The organism is Paracoccaceae bacterium (genome assembly GCA_012103375.1).
Lineage (GTDB): Bacteria > Pseudomonadota > Alphaproteobacteria > Rhodobacterales > Rhodobacteraceae > WLWX01.
The window spans coordinates 878,840-892,966 of the sequence record WLWX01000001.1; the positions used below are offsets into that span (position 1 = coordinate 878,840).

Annotated in this window: 27 protein-coding genes and 1 pseudogene; 25 read left to right on the top strand and 3 right to left on the bottom strand. The window is 58.6% G+C overall.

The window, feature by feature from the left end; genetic code table 11:
* Positions 1-34 precede the first annotated feature (34 nt).
* From GKR99_04565 to GKR99_04600, 8 genes are all read left to right on the top strand, one after another.
* Positions 35-286 carry a type II toxin-antitoxin system ParD family antitoxin gene (locus tag GKR99_04565; protein ID NKB26857.1) on the top strand — a complete coding sequence of 84 codons (252 nt, stop codon included), beginning with the start codon at positions 35-37 and terminating at the stop codon, positions 284-286.
* Positions 283-570 (top strand): type II toxin-antitoxin system RelE/ParE family toxin, encoded by a 288-nt coding sequence (locus GKR99_04570; protein ID NKB26858.1) that lies wholly within the window; start codon positions 283-285, stop codon positions 568-570. Before GKR99_04565 ends, GKR99_04570 begins: the two co-directional genes overlap by 4 nt.
* A 243-nt stretch (positions 571-813) precedes the next feature.
* Positions 814-1,656 carry a 50S ribosomal protein L2 gene (rplB, locus tag GKR99_04575; GenBank protein ID NKB26859.1) on the top strand — a complete coding sequence of 281 codons (843 nt, stop codon included), beginning with the start codon at positions 814-816 and terminating at the stop codon, positions 1,654-1,656.
* A gap of 3 nt (positions 1,657-1,659) precedes the next feature.
* A complete protein-coding gene (rpsS, locus tag GKR99_04580; GenBank protein ID NKB26860.1) occupies positions 1,660-1,938 on the top strand; it encodes a 30S ribosomal protein S19 in 279 nt (92 codons plus the stop codon).
* Between the two features lie 3 nt (positions 1,939-1,941).
* On the top strand, positions 1,942-2,322 hold the full coding sequence (gene rplV / locus GKR99_04585; GenBank protein NKB26861.1) for a 50S ribosomal protein L22: 381 nt from the start codon (positions 1,942-1,944) through the stop codon (positions 2,320-2,322).
* Positions 2,322-3,035, top strand: a complete 714-nt coding sequence (gene rpsC, locus GKR99_04590) for a 30S ribosomal protein S3 (GenBank protein ID NKB26862.1) — start codon at positions 2,322-2,324, stop codon at positions 3,033-3,035. Before rplV ends, rpsC begins: the two co-directional genes overlap by 1 nt.
* Before the next feature lie 2 nt (positions 3,036-3,037).
* The gene (gene rplP, locus GKR99_04595) at positions 3,038-3,451 is read left to right on the top strand and encodes a 50S ribosomal protein L16 (GenBank protein ID NKB26863.1); all 414 of its coding nucleotides are present in this window, start codon (positions 3,038-3,040) and stop codon (positions 3,449-3,451) included.
* Between the two features lie 341 nt (positions 3,452-3,792).
* Positions 3,793-4,751 (top strand): IS630 family transposase gene (locus GKR99_04600; protein NKB26864.1). Its coding sequence is split into 2 segments (ribosomal slippage): positions 3,793-4,134 and positions 4,137-4,751, totalling 957 coding nucleotides; the frame shifts between segments, so codons are not numbered across the junction.
* Between the two features lie 12 nt (positions 4,752-4,763).
* On the opposite strand, the gene GKR99_04605 is transcribed toward GKR99_04600, so the two are convergent.
* Complete coding sequence (locus tag GKR99_04605; protein ID NKB26865.1) at positions 4,764-5,039, bottom strand: hypothetical protein; 276 nt, start codon at positions 5,037-5,039, stop codon at positions 4,764-4,766.
* Between the two features lie 231 nt (positions 5,040-5,270).
* Here GKR99_04605 and GKR99_04610 point away from each other — a divergent pair, with 231 nt between their 5' ends.
* Positions 5,271-5,891, top strand: coding sequence for a glutathione S-transferase (locus tag GKR99_04610; protein NKB26866.1), 621 nt, complete (start codon positions 5,271-5,273; stop codon positions 5,889-5,891).
* A gap of 5 nt (positions 5,892-5,896) precedes the next feature.
* Positions 5,897-6,079: pseudogene (locus tag GKR99_04615) on the top strand (hypothetical protein).
* On the opposite strand, the gene GKR99_04620 reads toward GKR99_04615, so the two are convergent.
* The gene (locus tag GKR99_04620) at positions 6,077-6,973 is read right to left on the bottom strand and encodes an IS3 family transposase (protein ID NKB26867.1); all 897 of its coding nucleotides are present in this window, start codon (positions 6,971-6,973) and stop codon (positions 6,077-6,079) included. The pseudogene GKR99_04615 and the gene GKR99_04620 overlap by 3 nt on opposite strands.
* Positions 6,919-7,206, bottom strand: coding sequence for a transposase (locus GKR99_04625; GenBank protein ID NKB26868.1), 288 nt, complete (start codon positions 7,204-7,206; stop codon positions 6,919-6,921). Before GKR99_04625 ends, GKR99_04620 begins: the two co-directional genes overlap by 55 nt.
* A gap of 253 nt (positions 7,207-7,459) precedes the next feature.
* On the opposite strand from GKR99_04625, the gene GKR99_04630 reads away from it, so the two are divergent.
* From GKR99_04630 to GKR99_04700, 15 genes are all read left to right on the top strand, one after another.
* Positions 7,460-7,654 (top strand): hypothetical protein, encoded by a 195-nt coding sequence (locus tag GKR99_04630; protein ID NKB26869.1) that lies wholly within the window; start codon positions 7,460-7,462, stop codon positions 7,652-7,654.
* 597 nt (positions 7,655-8,251) lie between these two features.
* A complete protein-coding gene (gene rpmC, locus GKR99_04635) occupies positions 8,252-8,461 on the top strand; it encodes a 50S ribosomal protein L29 (GenBank protein NKB26870.1) in 210 nt (69 codons plus the stop codon).
* Between the two features lie 3 nt (positions 8,462-8,464).
* Positions 8,465-8,695, top strand: coding sequence for a 30S ribosomal protein S17 (gene rpsQ, locus GKR99_04640; protein NKB26871.1), 231 nt, complete (start codon positions 8,465-8,467; stop codon positions 8,693-8,695).
* Between the two features lie 64 nt (positions 8,696-8,759).
* Positions 8,760-9,128 carry a 50S ribosomal protein L14 gene (rplN, locus tag GKR99_04645; GenBank protein ID NKB26872.1) on the top strand — a complete coding sequence of 123 codons (369 nt, stop codon included), beginning with the start codon at positions 8,760-8,762 and terminating at the stop codon, positions 9,126-9,128.
* Positions 9,129-9,434 carry a 50S ribosomal protein L24 gene (locus GKR99_04650; GenBank protein NKB26873.1) on the top strand — a complete coding sequence of 102 codons (306 nt, stop codon included), beginning with the start codon at positions 9,129-9,131 and terminating at the stop codon, positions 9,432-9,434.
* Complete coding sequence (gene rplE, locus GKR99_04655) at positions 9,434-10,015, top strand: 50S ribosomal protein L5 (protein NKB26874.1); 582 nt, start codon at positions 9,434-9,436, stop codon at positions 10,013-10,015. The genes GKR99_04650 and rplE overlap by 1 nt, the downstream gene beginning before the upstream one ends.
* A 2-nt stretch (positions 10,016-10,017) precedes the next feature.
* Positions 10,018-10,323, top strand: coding sequence for a 30S ribosomal protein S14 (rpsN, locus tag GKR99_04660; GenBank protein ID NKB26875.1), 306 nt, complete (start codon positions 10,018-10,020; stop codon positions 10,321-10,323).
* Between the two features lie 12 nt (positions 10,324-10,335).
* Positions 10,336-10,728 carry a 30S ribosomal protein S8 gene (gene rpsH / locus GKR99_04665; GenBank protein ID NKB26876.1) on the top strand — a complete coding sequence of 131 codons (393 nt, stop codon included), beginning with the start codon at positions 10,336-10,338 and terminating at the stop codon, positions 10,726-10,728.
* Positions 10,729-10,739: 11 nt separating this feature from the next.
* Complete coding sequence (gene rplF / locus GKR99_04670) at positions 10,740-11,273, top strand: 50S ribosomal protein L6 (protein ID NKB26877.1); 534 nt, start codon at positions 10,740-10,742, stop codon at positions 11,271-11,273.
* A gap of 12 nt (positions 11,274-11,285) precedes the next feature.
* Positions 11,286-11,645, top strand: a complete 360-nt coding sequence (gene rplR, locus GKR99_04675; protein ID NKB26878.1) for a 50S ribosomal protein L18 — start codon at positions 11,286-11,288, stop codon at positions 11,643-11,645.
* Positions 11,646-11,741: 96 nt separating this feature from the next.
* Positions 11,742-12,341, top strand: coding sequence for a 30S ribosomal protein S5 (gene rpsE / locus GKR99_04680; GenBank protein ID NKB26879.1), 600 nt, complete (start codon positions 11,742-11,744; stop codon positions 12,339-12,341).
* A 12-nt stretch (positions 12,342-12,353) separates the two neighbouring features.
* Positions 12,354-12,542: a 50S ribosomal protein L30 gene (gene rpmD / locus GKR99_04685; GenBank protein NKB26880.1), complete on the top strand. Its 189-nt coding sequence runs from the start codon at positions 12,354-12,356 to the stop codon at positions 12,540-12,542.
* A gap of 138 nt (positions 12,543-12,680) precedes the next feature.
* Positions 12,681-12,989: a DUF1778 domain-containing protein gene (locus GKR99_04690; GenBank protein ID NKB26881.1), complete on the top strand. Its 309-nt coding sequence runs from the start codon at positions 12,681-12,683 to the stop codon at positions 12,987-12,989.
* The gene (locus GKR99_04695; GenBank protein ID NKB26882.1) at positions 12,982-13,515 is read left to right on the top strand and encodes a GNAT family N-acetyltransferase; all 534 of its coding nucleotides are present in this window, start codon (positions 12,982-12,984) and stop codon (positions 13,513-13,515) included. Before GKR99_04690 ends, GKR99_04695 begins: the two co-directional genes overlap by 8 nt.
* Before the next feature lie 138 nt (positions 13,516-13,653).
* Positions 13,654-14,127 carry a 50S ribosomal protein L15 gene (locus GKR99_04700; protein ID NKB26883.1) on the top strand — a complete coding sequence of 158 codons (474 nt, stop codon included), beginning with the start codon at positions 13,654-13,656 and terminating at the stop codon, positions 14,125-14,127.

Genomic DNA, 14,127 nt, shown 5'->3' on the forward strand with positions numbered 1-14,127 from the left:
TGACAATCTTTGCCATGACGCACCATATTACCCCATGGCCACAATGAACGTTTCCCTTCCCGACCAGATGAAAGACTGGGTCGAGAGCCGCACCGACGACGGCAAATTCGCCAATTCCAGCGACTACGTCCGCCACCTGATCCGGCAGGATCAGGATCGGGCACAGGCGATTGCGCGGCTGAATGCTGCCCTTGAAGAAGGCGAACGCTCAGGCGTCGCGGAAGATTTCAACTTTGATGACTTTAAAGCACGCATGAGGATTGAGTACGCAGCCGAGAAAGCATGAGCCGTTTTACGCTTTCGCATGCAGCCGAAAACGATCTCAGTGAAATCTGGTGGTACACGGCAAGAACTTGGGGTGAGGCGCAGGCGAACCTCTACACAGGCGACCTCAATGCAGCTTTTCAAAACCTCGCTTCCGGCGGCAGTTCGGGACGCGCGTACCACGGTCGAGAGGGCTATTATCGCTATACTGTTGCAAGGCATGTGATTTTCTTCAAAGAAGGTGATGAAGGTATCATCGTTATGCGCATTCTGCATCAGCGGATGGATGTGAATTCGAGGTTATGATCGACAAATGCGAGGCTGATTATTTGGATCGGCAACTCTCGCAGCATCTTCAAGTTTGGCAAACTCGACACCCCCTTGCCACCCTCCCAACCCTCCGCTAAATACCCCCATCTGCTCCACCCCGGATTCGTCCGGGGTGGCGTAGTTTTGGGCGTTGCCCACCCTAACCGGGGACCTTCGGGGCCCTTTCACATACGGCGAGGCGCAGCCTCCGTCGGCCAAGCAAACGGAAGACAGTTAAACATGGCACTCAAGTCGTACAAACCGACGACGCCGGGCCAGCGTGGGCTGGTTCTGATCGACCGTTCGGAGCTTTGGAAAGGCCGCCCGGTCAAATCCCTCACCGAGGGTTTGACCAAGAATGGCGGACGGAACAATACCGGACGGATCACGATGCGTCGCAAAGGCGGGGGGGCAAAGCGCCTTTACCGTATCGTTGATTTCAAGCGCACCAAGCATGACATGGCCGCAACGGTTGAGCGGATCGAGTATGATCCCAACCGCACCGCCTTCATCGCGCTGATCAAATATGAAGATGGCACCCAGACCTACATCATCGCACCGCAGCGGATTTCCGTCGGCGATCAGGTGATCTCGGGCGCGAAGGTCGACATCAAGCCCGGCAACGCGATGCCGTTCCAGGGCATGCCGATCGGCACCATCATCCACAACATCGAGCTGAAGCCGGGCAAGGGCGGGCAGATTGCACGCTCGGCCGGCACCTACGCTCAGTTCGTGGGGCGTGACGGTGGCTATGCGCAGATCCGCCTGTCCTCGGGCGAGCTGCGCCTTGTCCGTCAGGAATGCATGGCGACAGTTGGTGCGGTTTCGAACCCCGACAACTCGAACCAGAACTTCGGTAAGGCTGGCCGCAACCGGCACAAGGGCATCCGCCCGTCTGTGCGTGGTGTGGTCATGAACCCGGTCGATCACCCGCATGGTGGTGGCGAAGGGCGGACATCGGGTGGTCGCCACCCCGTCAGCCCCTGGGGCAAGCCGACAAAGGGTGTGCGCACCCGTAACAAGAACAAGGCGTCGTCGAAGCTGATCCTGCGTTCGCGTCACGCCAAGAAGAAGGGCCGTTAAGATATGGCACGTTCCGTCTGGAAAGGCCCGTTTGTGGACTCTTACGTCCTCAAAAAGGCCGAAAAATCGCGTGAGTCGGGCCGCAACGAGGTCATCAAGATCTGGTCGCGCCGCTCAACCATTCTGCCTCAGTTCGTTGGTCTGACCTTCGGGGTCTACAACGGCAAGAAGCACATTCCCGTCAACGTCAGCGAAGACATGATCGGTCAGAAGTTCGGTGAGTATTCGCCGACACGGACCTATTACGGTCATGCCGCCGACAAAAAAGCGAAGCGGAAGTAAGCCATGAGCAAGGATAAAAATCCCCGCCGCGTGGAAGACAACGAAGCGCTTGCCAAAACCCGGATGCTGCGCACCAGCCCGCAAAAGCTGAACCTGGTCGCCCAGATGATCCGTGGCAAGAAGGTCGAGAAGGCTCTGTCCGATCTGACCTTTTCGAAGAAGCGCATCGCCATCGACGTGAAGAAATGCCTTCAGTCGGCCATTGCGAATGCGGAAAACAACCACAACCTAGACGTCGACGAACTTGTCGTCGCCGAAGCCTGGGTCGGCAAGAACATGACCATGAAGCGCGGTCGTCCGCGGGCGCGTGGCCGGTTCGGCAAGATCATGAAACCCTTTGTCGAACTTACCATCAAAGTCCGTCAAGTTGAGGAGCAAGCCTAATGGGACATAAAGTCAACCCGATCGGCATGCGCCTGCAAGTCAACCGCACCTGGGACAGCCGCTGGTACGCCGACACCAAAGATTACGGCAACCTCTTGATGGAAGACATCAAGATGCGCGAATTCATCAAGGAAGAGTGCAAGCAGGCCGGGATCTCGAAGATCATCATCGAGCGTCCGCACCGCAAATGCCGCGTGACGGTCCATGCTGCGCGTCCGGGCGTTGTTATCGGCAAAAAGGGCGCCGACATCGAAACCCTGCGCAAGAAGCTTGCCGCGATGACCGATAGCGAACTGCACCTGAACATCGTTGAGGTCAGAAAGCCCGAGCTGGACGCCGCCCTGGTGGCCGAAAGCATCGCGCAACAGCTGGAACGTCGCGTTTCTTTCCGCCGTGCGATGAAGCGCGCGGTTCAGAACGCCATGCGGATGGGTGCCCTTGGCATCCGCGTCAACGTCGCGGGCCGCCTTGGCGGTGCCGAGATTGCGCGCACCGAATGGTATCGCGAAGGGCGGGTGCCGCTGCACACGCTGCGCGCCGATATCGACTATGCCGGTTACGACGCGAAAACCGCCTATGGCATCATCGGGATCAAAGTCTGGATCTTCAAAGGTGAGATCATGGAGCACGATCCCGCAGCGCGTGATCGTCGCCAGCAGGAACTGCAAGACGGTCCCGCACCCCGTGGTGCCGGCGGCGGTCGGAGGAACTAATCATGCTACAGCCAAAACGAACCAAATTCCGCAAGATGCACAAAGGCCGCATCAAAGGTGAGGCCAAGGGTGGCTCTGACCTGAACTTCGGCACCTACGGCCTGAAGGCGATCGAGCCCGAGCGGATCACCGCCCGGCAGATCGAAGCCGCACGTCGTGCCATGACGCGCCACATGAAGCGTCAGGGCCGCGTCTGGATCCGCATCTTCCCGGACACGCCCGTCACTGCCAAGCCCATCGAAGTTCGTATGGGTAAAGGTAAGGGTTCGGTCGATCGTTGGGCCGCCAAGGTCAAACCCGGCCGCGTGATGTTCGAAATTGACGGCGTCGACGACGGTGTCGCACGCGAGGCGCTGCGCCTTGCCGCGATGAAACTGCCGGTCAAGACCCGGACGATCCAACGCGAAGACTGGTAAGCCCGGCGCGCGTTAGCGCGTCAACGCGCGGTACAGCGGGTTTTCCCCGAAAACCTGCGGGCCGCAACCCGGTGAAACTTAGGAGACCCCGTCGCGACTGCGGCGGGGTCTTTTCTTTGTCGATGTATGGGTTGCCAATAGCCACGACACTTGCACCCCGTTGACGCAGATCTTGCACACGGGGGGCATGGCTCCGGATGCACAAAACGCGCGACGACGACCTGAGATCCACTGGTCATCTCAGGTGCCGTGGCATCCTAAAGCGTTTCGGCTTGAACCTGAATCGCGAGGGATTCCCTTGAGACCTGATCTGTGATTCATCCTGTTTGGGAGGATGGATCATGTCAGCACCTTTGCCATCTGCGCTTCGGATACGGTTTCAGAGATACATTGAAGAAGGGTTGAGCGGGCGCGCGGCGGCGTTGCGGTTGAAGCTGTCGCCTGCCACAGGCGCGCGGTGGGCGCGTCAGGTGAGGATGAAGGGTCATGCGGAACCTGCCCGGCAGGGACCGCCGCGCGGCAAGGGAAAGCTGGCTCCGCATCGGGAATTCTTTGAGGAGTTGATCGCACAAGACCCTGACATCACGCTCTTTGAGTTGCGTAATGCGCTGGCCGATGCAGAGGGTGTGCGGGTGCATCACTCCTCCATCGCCAACCTTCTGTCCCGGCTCGGCTTCACGTACAAAAAAAGTCGCTGGTCGCAACCGAGCGCCGCCGCGCCAAGGTAAGGCAGCAACGGGCCGACTGGTTCAGATACCGCTCGCCAGCCATTGCGACCTTTCCTGAGCGCGTTGTCTTTATTGACGAAACCGCAGTGAAGACAAACCTCACGCGCCTACGCGGCAGAGCCAAGCGCGGTAAGCGCCTGACGATGGATGCGCCCTTCGGAAGCTGGGGAACCCAAACCTTGATCGCGGGCCTGACCCAAGGCGCGCTGATCGCACCTTGGGTCATCAAGGGAGCGATAGATGGCCCCGCCTTCGCGGCCTACATCCGCGAAGTGCTGGTCCCCGAGATCAACCCCGGCACTGTCGTCATTCTCGACAACCTGGCAACCCACCGGAATAAGGAGGCGACGCAGGCTTTACGCAATCACGGCTGCTGGTTCCTTTACCTGCCACCGTACTCGCCCGACCTGAATCCCATCGAGCAGGCCTTCTCTAAACTGAAAGCCCATTTGCGACGGATCGGGGCCAGGTCCTTTACCCAGGTCTTCGAAGCAATCGGAGCAATCTGCGATCTCTACGACCCAGTAGAATGCTGGAACTACTTTAAGGCCGCCGGATATGTCTCAGGTTAATGTCGAAACGCTTTAGTCGCGGATCTTCTCGGCGGAAGAAAAGGACGTCACTTCCGGCGGCGCGGTCAGCAAGTCCGCCAGCCCGCCCCAAATGGCTTGAATCTGAGGCGTCGCGGCATTTGCCGCAGCCTCATCTTCATAGATCGCGACCGCATATCCAGCGCCGTCGTCGTTCCACATCGCCCAGTTTGCAACGCCGCCGGAAATCTGGCTGACGCCAGCGCGAATATCCGGAATGCGCGCGACCATCTCTTCCAGCCGTGCGGGATCTGATTGAAACTTTGTCATTCGTGCAAACATTCTAAGTCCTCCCCTTGTTGCCTCCTGCGACGTTAGTACGCTGTTTGACATTACGCCAGCGTCAACGTCGCTGAACCAATTTCACGCCCCGCATAGGCAAGCAGGTGGCGCCGGGCCTTTCCTTTGTTGACGCACCTCGGGTAGAGGTCTGTTAATCATGGCACGGCATCCGCAGTCGTCTGAGGATCCGCCAGTTAATTCGCACAGGAAAACACGCTTATGACCACACTCTGCTACGCCAAGAAAACCTGCTCGGTCGGGATCCATGTTCTGATGGAGGAAATCGGCGAACCGTTTGATGTTCGGGTCGTAGATTTTTCCAAGAAGGAACAGAAGTCGCCCGAGTATCTGGCGCTGAATCCCAAGGGCAAGGTGGCCGCCCTGGTGCGCGACGATGGTTCGGTTTTGACGGAATACGCGGCGATTGCGATCTGGCTGGCGATGAAAAACCCCGAAAAGAACCTGATGCCGACGGATCCAGAGGGGTTTGCGCGGACGCTTGAAGCGATGGATTTCGTCGTCGGCACCGTGCACATGCTGTCCTGGCGCCTGTTCCGCCGCCCGGATGCCTATTCCGACAACCCGGAAGAGCACGAACAACTTAAGGTACGTGGCAAGGCGGCGATGATGGATGCCTTTGCCGTGGTGAACGAACAGCTCGCCGGCAAAGACTTTTTGATGGGTGATTTCACCATCGCGGATACGGCGCTGTATTACTGCGAATACTGGGCGAAGGATGTCGCCGGTTGGGATTTGCCTGCGAACGTCGAGGCGCACTACCAGCGGATGCTGACGCGCCCCTCGGTTCAGGCGAACCGCAAGCTGGAAGGCGTGGCGTAAGCCCGATGTCCGAGGCCCGGTCCCTTTTCGTCACCCGCCTCTACCAGGCGCAATTGTCCGAACGGGGCAAGCCGGTGGATGCGGGCGAACTCCACGCTTCCTGCCTGACGGTGGCCGAAGATGATGAGGCCGGGCAAGCCTGGTGCGAGGAGAACGATTTCCCCGGCTACACCAGCTACGCCTGTCTAGCCCCCAAGTTCTGGGCCATTTCTGATTAGAGTTTCTGGCATTGGTGGTCGCATGTTCAGAGCCTGGTGCGGACGTGTGTGGTTGTACTGCTTAAGCCAATGATTGATGACGATCTGTGCCTGTTTCGTTGTTGTGAACCATTCAGCGTTGAGGATCTCGTGCCGGAGAGTGCCGTTGAACCTCTCGTTGTATCCGTTTTCCCAAGGGGACCCCGGATAGATTCTAATTGGTCGAACACCAACGCGAACCAACCACTCCTGCATCGCCTTGGCTACGAACTCTGGGCCGTTGTCGGAGCGGATATACTCCGGCGTGCCATGGCAGAGGAGCAGCGGATATAGCGCCTCCAGAACATCTTCGGCGCCCATCCTGCTGCGAACTTCCACGGCCAGGGCCTGCCGGGTGTACTCATCCAGAACGGTCAGCATCTTGTAGCTCCGGCCATTGCTGAGCTTGTCGTGAACGAAGTCGATGCTCCAGATGTGGTTCGGATGCGTCGGCCTGAGGCGAATGATCGAGCTGTCCTTGTGATAAAGCCGTCTGCGCTTCCTGTGCCGCTGCGGGAGTTGCAGTCCTTCTTCCTGCCAGAGACGCTCAACCTTCTTATGATTGACCCGCCAGCCCTCGATGCGCAGGAGTTCCGAAACTTTACGATAGCCGTAGCGCCCATATTGCTTGGCCAGGCGGATCAAAGCGAGCCGTAGAGCATCATCGTCTTTTGGCGCGGGTCGATATTGCAGAGAGCTTCGCGCCATACCGACGACCCGGCAGGTCCTCCGCTCCGAGGTCGCGAGCTTTTGGCGCGTATGAATAACGGCCTGACGGAGCTCCCCAGTCGTCAGGCCCTGGGCTTTAAGTAGTTCAGGCTTTCTTTGAGGATCAGCTTGTCCAATTCAAGCTCAGCGACGATCTTCTTGAGACGCCCATTCTCCTTTTCCAGGCTGCGCATCTCCGACAACTGCGACCGTCCCATACCACCAAACCGTTTCCGCCAGTTGTAATATGTCGCATCGCTGATGCCGACGCTACGACACGCCGATGCAACGTCACTTCCTCCCGTCAGCTTCAGCTCAATCTCACGCAGCAGCTTCAATACATCTTCGTCCGAATGCCGTTTCCGTGCCATTACATATTCCCCTCTCAAGACCAATGTAGTGGCCCAGTTTTAGGGGGGAAGGACAGTCGTGTGCTAAAATTCAACTTTAGCTATTCTGAGCTCAGTCAATTGGTCAATCGGATTGAATCGCCATGCCAAGCCTGAAGGAATTTGTTGCGGCTCTCCAGGCAGGATGGTTCCCTGCGTTGGCGGCGCTTATCGGTTGTTTTCTGGTTATTGGCGGAGATTGGTTTGGGTTGCCGTACCTTACTGAAACGCCCGGATGGCTGCTGACGACCGCAGTCATTGTTGGACTTTTTTCTTTAAGTGTACTGTTGGCGAATGTCGCCTATTTGCGGATTGTGTTGAAAAACTCCGAAATCAGAGCGTCGCGGATTTCTTGCGAAAACCTATGAAGCGAAATAGTCGGAAAGCTTTGACCACGAGACAGCGCATGGCTGCGCGTGAGCGCATGTAGGCGATTTGGGCCGACCCCCGCGCCAAAAATTTAGGATCGGGCTGCATGGAAAGAAAAATCATCGTTCAGGCCCTAAAACGGAGTTTTTCAACACAATCTGCCGGTAGTAATTTGGAAGGCATTTCAAAGGTCAAAGCGGCGAAGTGCTTTCAAAAGGCAAATTGAATCCGAAATCTTCCAGGCGCCGCAAGAAGAGCTGGATGTTCTTGCCTATTTGGTAACAACACGCCGACGTGCATTTTCGGCCGAATTTAATGATCGAAGGCTCATACCTTTGGTATCTAAAGGTTGGCTGCAAAAAGGGGGTGGGACCAACAGGGTGTTGGAATGGCCTTATGTAGTACAAAAAGATGTTTGGGAGTTTCTCGTGGCGAACGAAGATCAGTTCCGAGTTGATAATGCTGACGCAATTCCAGACCCCTTTAACTGGCGTGCCTGAAACAACGTTGGTCAGGTGACTCTGAGTAGAAAACTATCCCTTGCCAACCCAACCCCACCCCCCCTATACGGCCCCCTTCACCACCCACTCCACTGGAACCAGGGTGACCTGCGCATGTCGCAAAGGGCCCTCCGGTGATGTTGAAAGGACGAACGGCGATGAACGCCTCTGAATTGCGTGAAAAGACGCCTGACCAGTTGAAAGACGAACTGGCCAACCTCAAAAAAGAATCCTTCAACCTGCGCTTTCAGCAGGCAACGGGATCCATGGAAAGCACCGCCCGGATGCGCAGCGCGCGTCGTGATGCGGCCCGTGTGCTGACCATCCTCAACGAAAAAGCCCGCGATGCGGCGAAAGCGGAGTCCTAAGAGATGCCCAAACGTATCCTGAACGGCACCGTAACCAGCGACAAGAACGAACAGACCGTGACGGTTCTGGTCGAACGCCGCTATGCCCACCCGCTGCTGCACAAGACCGTGCGTGCGTCCAAGAAATATCGCGCCCACGACCCGAAGAACACCTTCAAGACCGGTGACAAAGTCCGCATTCAGGAATGCGCGCCGATCTCGAAAACCAAACGCTGGGAGGTTTTGGCCCAGTAAGCCTTAACCTTCCGGTTCGACGAAACCCTGGGGCAGAAAGTCCCCAAAGGTCGGGAGAACCCAAATGATCCAGATGCAAACCAATCTGGATGTCGCTGACAACTCCGGCGCGCGCCGGGTGCAGTGCATCAAAGTCCTCGGTGGGTCGAAACGGCGCTATGCGTCCGTTGGCGATGTCATCGTTGTAAGCGTGAAAGAGGCGATCCCGCGCGGTCGCGTCAAGAAAGGCGACGTGCGCAAAGCCGTCGTCGTGCGCACCGCCAAGGAAGTCCGCCGTGACGATGGCACCGCCATCCGCTTTGACGGCAACGCCGCCGTGATCCTCAACAACAACAACGAACCGATCGGCACCCGTATCTTCGGGCCGGTGGTGCGAGAGTTGCGCGGCAAAAACTTCATGAAAATCATCTCGCTGGCGCCGGAGGTTCTCTGAATGGCTGCGAAACTGAAAAAGGGCGACAAAGTCGTCGTGCTGGCCGGTAAGGACAAAGGCAAAGAGGGCGAGATTTCCGCCGTCATGCCTGCGAAGAACAAGGCCGTCGTGGAAGGCATAAACATTGCCATCCGTCACACCCGCCAAAGCCAGACCAGCCAGGGTGGCCGCGTGCCGCAAGCCACGCCCATCGACCTGAGCAATCTGGCGCTGATTGATGCCAAGGGCAAACCCACCCGCGTCGGCTTCCGCATGGATGGCGACAAGAAAGTGCGTTTCGCCAAGACCACGGGGGACGTGATCTGATGTTGGACAACGCTGACTATACCCCGCGCCTGAAGGCGCATTATTTCGGGACAGCCCGTGACGCGCTCAAAGAAGAGTTCGGTTATTCCAACGGGATGCAGATCCCGCGCCTGGAAAAGATCGTGCTGAACATCGGCTGCGGTGCCGAGGCTGTGCGCGACAGCAAGAAAGCCAAATCGGCGCAGGAAGACCTGACGACGATTGCCGGCCAGAAAGCCATGGTCACCAAGGCGAAGAAATCCATCGCCGGTTTCCGGGTTCGCGAAGAAATGCCGCTGGGCGCCAAGGTCACCCTGCGCGGTGACCGGATGTATGAATTCCTCGACCGTCTGATCACCGTGGCACTGCCGCGGGTTCGTGACTTTCGTGGCGTAAAGCCGACCTCGTTCGACGGTCGCGGCAACTACGCCATGGGCCTCAAGGAACATATCGTCTTTCCAGAGATCGATTTCGACAAAGTCGATGAGGTCTGGGGCATGGACATCATCATCTGCACTGACGCAGCCACCGACGCCGAAGCCAAGGCGCTGCTGAAGCAATTCAACATGCCGTTCACCGGCGAAGCCGCGGGAGACAACTGACCATGGCGAAGAAATCCATGATAGAGCGTGAAAAGAAGCGCCAGAAGCTGGTTGCACAATACGCCGAAAAGCGCGCCGCGCTGAAAGCGATTGTCAACGACGAGAAGAAGCCGATGGAAGAGCGTTTCCGCGCCTCGCTGAAGCTGGCGAAACTGCCGCGCAACAGCTCGGCCACCCGGTTGCACAACCGCTGTCAGCTGACCGGTCGTCCGCACGCCTACTATCGCAAACTCAAGATGAGCCGGATCGCGCTGCGCGACCTGGGCTCGCAAGGCCAGATTCCCGGCCTTGTAAAGTCAAGCTGGTAAGGGGGCAAAGGTATGAACGATCCTATCGGTGATATGCTGACCCGTATCCGCAATGCGCAGATGCGCGGCAAGTCGACGGTGGAAACACCGGCGTCCAAGCTGCGCGCATGGGTGTTGGATGTGCTGGCCGACGAAGGCTATATCCGCGGCCACGAAGCCAAGACGGGCAAAGATGGCCACCCGGCCATCGAAATCAGCCTGAAGTATTTCGACGGCACCCCCGTCATCCGCGAATTGAAGCGCGTCTCCAAACCCGGTCGCCGGGTCTATATGGGCACGCGCGACATTCCGCAGGTGCGCCAGGGACTTGGTGTCGCCATCGTCTCGACGCCCAAGGGCGTCATGTCAGACGCTTCGGCCCGCACGGCAAATGTCGGCGGCGAAGTGCTCTGCACAGTCTTCTGAGGGGAAGCGCGATGTCACGAATTGGTAAGAAACCGGTCGAACTGCCTTCGGGCGTCACGGCCGAAGTGTCGGGCCAGACGGTCGAGGTCAAGGGCCCCAAGGGCGCCCGCAGCTTCACCGCTGGTGATGACGTCACCATCAAGCTGGACGGGAACGAACTGACCGTCACGCCGCGCGGCAAGTCCAAGCGAGCGCGTCAACAGTGGGGCATGTCCCGCACCCAGGTGGCCAATCTGGTCACCGGCGTCAGCGACGGCTTCAAGAAAGAGATGGAGATCACGGGCGTCGGCTATCGCGCGACCATGCAGGGCAACACCCTGAAACTGGCGCTTGGCCTGTCGCACGATGTGAACTTCGAAGTACCCGAAGGCGTCACGGTCACGGCCCCCAAGCCGACCGAGATCATCGTCGAGGGCATAGATCAACAACTCGTCGGTCAGGTCGCGGCCAACATCCGCGAATGGCGCAAGCCCGAACCCTATAAGGGCAAAGGCATCCGCTATAAGGGCGAGTTCATCTTCCGTAAGGAAGGCAAGAAGAAGTAAGGACCGGATAACATGGCGAACACAAAACGACAGCTGTTCCTGAAGCGCCGCATGCGCGTCCGGAACAAGCTCCGCAAGATGGGAACCGGACGTCCGCGTCTAAGCATCCATCGCTCGAACAAGAACATCCAGGTGCAGCTGATCGACGATCTGGCTGGCAAGACGCTGGCCAGCGCCTCGACGTTGGAAAAGGGTCTGGGCGTTGTTGGCAAGAACAACAAGGATGCCGCCGCCAAGGTTGGCGCGGCGATTGCCGAACGTGCCAAGAAGGCCGGGATCGAAGACGTTGTTTTCGACCGCGGCGGCTTCTTGTTCCACGGCAAGGTCAAAGCCCTGGCCGATGCCGCCCGTGAGGGTGGCCTGAAGTTCTAACAGCGAAGGCGGCATCTGTCGCCTCGATGATCGGGGGGCCTTGGCCCACTGCGATTGAGACAACCGGGCGACGCGCCCAACGGAAAGGACGCCATAATGGCACGTGAACCAAATCAAAGAGGCGGCGGACAGCGCGGCGGTGGCCGTGGTCGTGGCCGCGAGGAAACGCCGGAATTCGCTGACCGCCTTGTGGCGATCAACCGGGTCTCCAAAACCGTGAAGGGTGGTAAGCGCTTCGGCTTTGCCGCGCTCGTCGTTGTTGGTGACCAAAAGGGTCGCGTCGGATTTGGCAAGGGCAAGGCGAAAGAAGTGCCCGAAGCGATCCGCAAGGCCGGTGAAGCCGCCAAGCGCAACATGATCCGCGTGCAGCTGCGCGAAGGCCGCACGCTGCATCACGATATGGAAGGTCGTCACGGGGCAGGGCGCGTTGTAATGCGCAGCGCCCCGCAGGGTACCGGCATCATCGCCGGTGGTCCGATGCGCGCCGTGTTCGAAATGCTGGGCATTCAGGACGTCGTCGCCAAGTCGATCGGTAGCCAGAACCCCTATAACATGATCCGGGCCACGATTGACGGGTTGGTCAAGGAAAGCAGTCCGCGGTCTGTCGCACAGCGTCGCGGCAAGAAAGTGGCTGACATTCTGGGCGCCAAGCCGGAAGAGAAGTCCGAAGCCGCCGCCGAAACGGCAGAAGCATAGGGGAGCGGGAACATGGCAAAAACCATCGTCGTCAAACAGATCGGCAGCCCGATCCGCCGCCCCGCCAAACAGCGCGCCACGCTGGTCGGCCTGGGCCTGAACAAAATGCACCGCACGCGCGAGCTGGAAGACACTCCGTCGGTTCGCGGCATGGTCGAAGCGATTCCGCATCTGGTGGAGATCGTCGAAGAAAAGGGCTAGATCAGGCCAGCTTTCAATCGATACATTTAGCGCCGCTGGGGAAACCTGGCGGCGTTTTTTTTGCATACGTCGGCACATCGGAAAACTTGACGCATACGTATTTCATACGTACATAGCGCTGCGCTAGGAGCCGCCATCATGATTCACATCGCCGACCATACGTCCCAGATTGCCGAGACCAAATCGCAGCGCAAGGAACTCAAGCTGAAACCCAGCGTCGCCGCCGAAATTCAAGCCGGTGCGGATGCCGTGGGCATGGATATGAGTACCTTCATGGCCTCGGCCGCCTACCGTATGGCGCTGGACGTTTCAGCGCAGCAGCATCTGACAACCTTGCAGCCCGATCAGTTTGATGCGTTCGCGAAAGCTGTGGACCACGCAGGGCAGAAGAATCAGGCGCTGACTGCATTGTTTGAAAAACGCCGTGCATTGCTGAAGGATGGCTGAACAACCCTATACGATCCGCCCATTCGACAAGGCCCTGCACGATCGCGGGGCTTTTTCTTGTGGCGTTGATGCGATGGACCGATGGCTGAAACACTCGGTGACCGACAAGATCGCCAACAACCGAATCCGTCTGTGGTGCGCAGCGGAAAATGGCGGCAAACTGGTTGGGTTCTATGCACTCGCCGCACATTCTGTTCAGGTGGCGCACGCGGGCCAGATCGCTCAGCGTGGCGACAGACACGCAATTCCGGCGATCTATCTGGTGGCCTTGGCGGTCGATCGGACGTGCCAGAGGGCAGGGCTGGGGAGTGCATTGTTGGGCGACGCGATTGCCCGAAGCATCGCGATTTCCGAACAGTTGGGCGCGGCTGCGTTGATATTGGATGTGTTGCAGGATGAAACCCGCGAAAAACGGATGGCGTTCTATGCGCGGCTTGGGTTTCGGGCCGTTGATCCTGGCGCGCCAGATCGAATGTTCCTGTCGATCAAGGCAGCCAAGCTGAATTACTTGTCCAGCGCAGTTTAGCTCGGCCCCAATCCCCCTTGATCCCCCCGTCCCCCCCGTCTATACGCCGCCGGTGGCCCATACCGGACCACCTAAAACCGAAACGCCGCGTTTGCCCGCTCCCGTCGCTGGGGGGCACATCCGGCAAGGAGAAGCGACATGAAACTGAACGAACTTTCCGACAATCCGGGGGCAACCAAACCCCGCAAACGCATTGGCCGCGGTGTCGGCTCGGGCACGGGTAAGACCGGTGGCCGGGGTATCAAGGGCCAGAAATCGCGCTCGGGCGTGGCGATCAAAGGGTACGAAGGCGGGCAGATGCCGCTTTACCAGCGCCTGCCGAAACGTGGCTTCAACATGCGGACCCGCAAGAAATTCGCCGTCGTGAACCTGGGCCTGATCCAGAAGTTCATCGACGCCAAGAAGCTGGATGCCAAGGGCGAAATTACCGAGGATACGCTGGTTGAAAGCGGTCTGGTGCGGCGCAAGCTGGACGGTGTGCGGATCCTGGCCAAGGGCGACTTTTCCGCCAAGATCAAACTGGCCGTGACCGGGGCATCCAAGTCAGCGGTCGAAGCTGTTGAGAAGGCCGGAGGCTCTCTGACGGTCACAACGGCGGCAAAGGCCGACTAA

Excerpts from the sequence above, each read along its gene's own strand:
- GKR99_04690 (NKB26881.1), top strand. The coding sequence starts at position 12,681 with ATGATTCACATCGCCGACCATACGTCCCAGATTGCCGAGACCAAATCG.
- rpsE (NKB26879.1), top strand. The coding sequence starts at position 11,742 with ATGGCACGTGAACCAAATCAAAGAGGCGGCGGACAGCGCGGCGGTGGC.
- rpmD (NKB26880.1), top strand. The coding sequence starts at position 12,354 with ATGGCAAAAACCATCGTCGTCAAACAGATCGGCAGCCCGATCCGCCGC.
- rplP (NKB26863.1), top strand. The coding sequence starts at position 3,038 with ATGCTACAGCCAAAACGAACCAAATTCCGCAAGATGCACAAAGGCCGC.
- rplN (NKB26872.1), top strand. The coding sequence starts at position 8,760 with ATGATCCAGATGCAAACCAATCTGGATGTCGCTGACAACTCCGGCGCG.
- GKR99_04625 (NKB26868.1), bottom strand. The coding sequence starts at position 7,206 with ATGGCACGGAAACGGCATTCGGACGAAGATGTATTGAAGCTGCTGCGT.
- rpmC (NKB26870.1), top strand. The coding sequence starts at position 8,252 with ATGAACGCCTCTGAATTGCGTGAAAAGACGCCTGACCAGTTGAAAGAC.
- GKR99_04570 (NKB26858.1), top strand. The coding sequence starts at position 283 with ATGAGCCGTTTTACGCTTTCGCATGCAGCCGAAAACGATCTCAGTGAA.
- rpsH (NKB26876.1), top strand. The coding sequence starts at position 10,336 with ATGAACGATCCTATCGGTGATATGCTGACCCGTATCCGCAATGCGCAG.
- rpsS (NKB26860.1), top strand. The coding sequence starts at position 1,660 with ATGGCACGTTCCGTCTGGAAAGGCCCGTTTGTGGACTCTTACGTCCTC.
- GKR99_04700 (NKB26883.1), top strand. The coding sequence starts at position 13,654 with ATGAAACTGAACGAACTTTCCGACAATCCGGGGGCAACCAAACCCCGC.
- GKR99_04610 (NKB26866.1), top strand. The coding sequence starts at position 5,271 with ATGACCACACTCTGCTACGCCAAGAAAACCTGCTCGGTCGGGATCCAT.
- rplV (NKB26861.1), top strand. The coding sequence starts at position 1,942 with ATGAGCAAGGATAAAAATCCCCGCCGCGTGGAAGACAACGAAGCGCTT.
- rplF (NKB26877.1), top strand. The coding sequence starts at position 10,740 with ATGTCACGAATTGGTAAGAAACCGGTCGAACTGCCTTCGGGCGTCACG.
- rpsN (NKB26875.1), top strand. The coding sequence starts at position 10,018 with ATGGCGAAGAAATCCATGATAGAGCGTGAAAAGAAGCGCCAGAAGCTG.
- rplE (NKB26874.1), top strand. The coding sequence starts at position 9,434 with ATGTTGGACAACGCTGACTATACCCCGCGCCTGAAGGCGCATTATTTC.
- GKR99_04695 (NKB26882.1), top strand. The coding sequence starts at position 12,982 with ATGGCTGAACAACCCTATACGATCCGCCCATTCGACAAGGCCCTGCAC.
- GKR99_04565 (NKB26857.1), top strand. The coding sequence starts at position 35 with ATGGCCACAATGAACGTTTCCCTTCCCGACCAGATGAAAGACTGGGTC.
- rpsC (NKB26862.1), top strand. The coding sequence starts at position 2,322 with ATGGGACATAAAGTCAACCCGATCGGCATGCGCCTGCAAGTCAACCGC.
- GKR99_04630 (NKB26869.1), top strand. The coding sequence starts at position 7,460 with ATGGCTGCTGACGACCGCAGTCATTGTTGGACTTTTTTCTTTAAGTGT.
- GKR99_04650 (NKB26873.1), top strand. The coding sequence starts at position 9,129 with ATGGCTGCGAAACTGAAAAAGGGCGACAAAGTCGTCGTGCTGGCCGGT.
- rplR (NKB26878.1), top strand. The coding sequence starts at position 11,286 with ATGGCGAACACAAAACGACAGCTGTTCCTGAAGCGCCGCATGCGCGTC.
- rpsQ (NKB26871.1), top strand. The coding sequence starts at position 8,465 with ATGCCCAAACGTATCCTGAACGGCACCGTAACCAGCGACAAGAACGAA.
- GKR99_04605 (NKB26865.1), bottom strand. The coding sequence starts at position 5,039 with ATGACAAAGTTTCAATCAGATCCCGCACGGCTGGAAGAGATGGTCGCG.
- rplB (NKB26859.1), top strand. The coding sequence starts at position 814 with ATGGCACTCAAGTCGTACAAACCGACGACGCCGGGCCAGCGTGGGCTG.